At 70.4% G+C, this 2,956-nt stretch carries 3 protein-coding genes and 1 pseudogene; all 4 read right to left on the reverse strand.

Annotated elements, in window-relative coordinates:
• Positions 1–181, reverse strand: a 181-nt coding sequence (locus ABZ863_RS35475) for an MbtH family protein (protein WP_358544151.1), incomplete at its 3' end; no start/stop codon positions are given.
• A gap of 121 nt (positions 182–302) precedes the next feature.
• A complete protein-coding gene (locus tag ABZ863_RS35480; RefSeq protein ID WP_358193617.1) occupies positions 303–1,316 on the reverse strand; it encodes a histidinol-phosphate transaminase in 1,014 nt (337 codons plus the stop codon).
• Between the two features lie 39 nt (positions 1,317–1,355).
• Entirely contained in the window at positions 1,356–2,360 is a 1,005-nt protein-coding gene (locus ABZ863_RS35485; RefSeq protein WP_023418530.1) for a methyltransferase domain-containing protein, read from the reverse strand.
• A 193-nt stretch (positions 2,361–2,553) separates the two neighbouring features.
• Positions 2,554–2,956: pseudogene (locus ABZ863_RS35490) on the reverse strand (hypothetical protein); the annotation flags it as partial.

Here is a 2,956-nt window from a genome sequence, read left to right on the forward strand (position 1 = left end):
CCGGCCGCATGTCGGTCCAGTGGGTGTCGACGTACTCGGCGCAGGCCTCGCGCCCGGCCGGGCCGTGGACGGTGGACCAGCCGTCCGGGATGTCGATGAAGTCCGGCCAGAGCGAGTGCTGGCCCTCGTCGTTGACCAGGACCCTGAAGGTTCCGTCCGGGTCGTCGAAGGGGTTGGCCATGGTCGTTCCTTTCGGCGCCCTCGGTCGGAGGGCGGTCTCGCTCCCCTTCCGGGGAGGCTTGGGGTTCGGGGAGCGGGAGGGGGGGGAGGCCGGCGCGGAGCCCCGGCCTCCCCGGTCCCGCTCAGAGCCCGCGCGCGGCCCGCAGCACCAGGTCGTTGGCGTCGGGGGTGCCGATGGTGAGGCGGATGCCTTCGCCGGGGTAGAGCCGCACCTGGACCCCCGCACCGGCACACGCCCGGTGGAAGGCGGCGCACCGCTCCGGCTCGTCCAGCCAGAGGAAGTTGGCGCGGCTCTCCATCACCCGCCAGCCCAGTTGGCGGAGCGCGGCCTGCATACGGGCCCGCTCGGCGGTGAGGGCGGCGATGCGCTCGTTCAGCTCGGCCTCGGCGCCCACCGAGGCGACGACGGCGGTGCGCGCCGTCTCGGTGATGGAGTACGGAACCGACATGGTCCGGATGCGGCGGGCGGTCCCGGGTGTGGTCAGGCCGTACCCGATGCGCAGGCCGGCCAGCCCGTACGCCTTGGAGAAGGTGCGCAGGACCACCAGGCGGTCCCGCCCGGCCTTGAGGAGGTCGACGCCCTGGGGCAGCACGGCGTCACCGGCGAACTCCATGTACGCCTCGTCCAGCAGGACGAGGACGTGCGGCGGCAGGGCGTCGAGGAACCTCTCCAGCGCCGCCGCCTTGACCGCGGTGCCCGTCGGGTTGTGCGGGTTGCACAGGATCACCACGCGGGTCCGGTCGGTGACGGCGCCCAGAATGCGGTCCAGGTCCTGCTCCCCGTCGCGGGTCAGCGGTACCTCGACGCGGCCGGCGCCCGCCATGTCGGTGATGATCGGGTAGGCGTCGAAGGCCCGCCAGCCGTAGACGACCTCGTCCTGCGGGCCGTCGGTGAACGCCTGGAGGGTCTGGAGCGCGACGCCCACCGAGCCGCTGCCGACGACCACGGATTCCGTCGTCACCCCGCGCCATCGCGCGATGAACTCCATCAGGCCGTCCGCGTAGAACTGCGGGTACCGATGCAGCTCGGGAATGCCGTCGGCAATGGCCTTCCGCACCGGATCCAGCGGCGGGTAAGGCGTTTCGTTGAGGGCCAGGGAATGGAGCGTGAGCGGTTTCTCGTCGACGGCGGTCATGACGCTCCTCCTGACCCGTGCGGCCCCGTGAACGCGCGCTCACTCACTGTCGGCCCGCTCCAGCTGGAAGATCACGGTGTTCGCCGGAGTGCTGTACACGTGCTGCTTCACGCACTTCCAGCCGGACTCCTCGAAAACCCCGTACCATTCCTCGCGGGTGGGAATGTACTGGCCCATCAGCGCATGCGCCGTCTCGAATCCCATGGTGAACAGCGGGAGATCCGGCGTTTCGTCGTCCGCGTTCCGGTGGGTGTCGCAGAGCACGAAGTGCTTGAGGTTGGGGAGTTGCGTGCGGATTCCCCGGAAGAGTTCGACGCACTGCTCGCGCGGCCAGAAGTCGTGACCCATCAGGAAGGAGGTCATGAGTTCGACGTCCTTGAACGCCTCGTACTCGCCGAGCTTGCGGGCGTCGCCGCGCACCAGAGTCACCCGGTCCTGGAGGCCGTTGGCGGCCACCGCCGCCGTGCCGACCTCGATGGCGCCGGCCGCGATGTCCAGGCCGACGCACTTCACCGAGGGATCGCGCCTGGCCAGCTGGATCAGGCGCTCCCCGCTGCCGCAGCCGAGGTCCGCGGCGACGGAGAAGTCGAGGCCGTTCAGCACCTCGGTGAAGGCGGCGTCCATGAAGATGTCGTTGGCGTCCCGGCAGGCGATGCTCACGGCGGTGCTGTCACGCCGGATGTAGTCGCCGGTGCGGTGCCGGTCGTAGACGACCTCGCCCATGCGCTGGAAAAGCGATCCGTAGCCCTTGGTGAGCCACTGGAAAAGCCCCTTGGACTGGGCGAATTCCTCGAACGTGGTCCCTCTGGTCACCCGGTCGACGTCGACGTTCACGATGTCGGCGTAGGAGAGCGACCGGAGCAGATAGCGCAGCGAGGGCTCGTCCATCTCCTCCTTCTTGGCGTACCACGGTATGTCGATCTCGTCCGCCTCGGTGAGCGCCTGGAAGAGGTCGATGTCCCAGGCCGCGCTGACCGCCCAGGTGGCGATCGAGGAATTGAAGAGCTGTGCCGATTTCGCGAATTCAGTGACTCCGCCGCTCATGGAGTGCGACTCCGTTCCCGTGTAGAGATGAGCCGCTCCCGGTGGACGGCTCGCTTTTCGCCGGGTTCGCACGGGAGTTCTCACCGCACGGCCTCAGCAGAGGCCCACTGTTGCCCGGGCTCCGGGCGGTTTCCACCTTCGTAAGCTCACGCGAACACTCCCCGGCCCCTGCGATCGGGGGGCCCGGAGCCGCTCAGAGGGTGGCCGGACCGGGGCGCAGGGTGTAGTTCCACTCGCGGGCGCCAGGGGGGACTGGGAGGTCGGTGAGGGCGCGGGAGATCTGGCCCTGGAGCGGTCCGACGGTGCCGATCAGGACGTGCTCACCGGTGGCCGGCAGACCGTCCCAACGGGCGGTGACCTGGCAGGAGAGGCGGTGCTCGGCGGTCCGCCAGCGCAAGGTGGCCGGCGGCAGGTGGCAGGCGGTGACCTCGGTGCCGGAGGCGGCGGCGAACTCCGCCAGGGCCCGCCGCAGGGTGTCGGGACTGGTGGCCCGCGAGCCCGCCTCGACGGCCACCAGCAGCCGCTCGGGGCGCGGGCGCAGCGTGCCGCCCTCCTGCGCCCACCAGTGGCGGACGGCGTTGGCGATGAGCGCGGCG

It is taken from the genome of Saccharomonospora sp. NPDC046836 (assembly GCF_040645195.1).
Classification (GTDB): domain Bacteria; phylum Actinomycetota; class Actinomycetes; order Mycobacteriales; family Pseudonocardiaceae; genus Prauserella_A.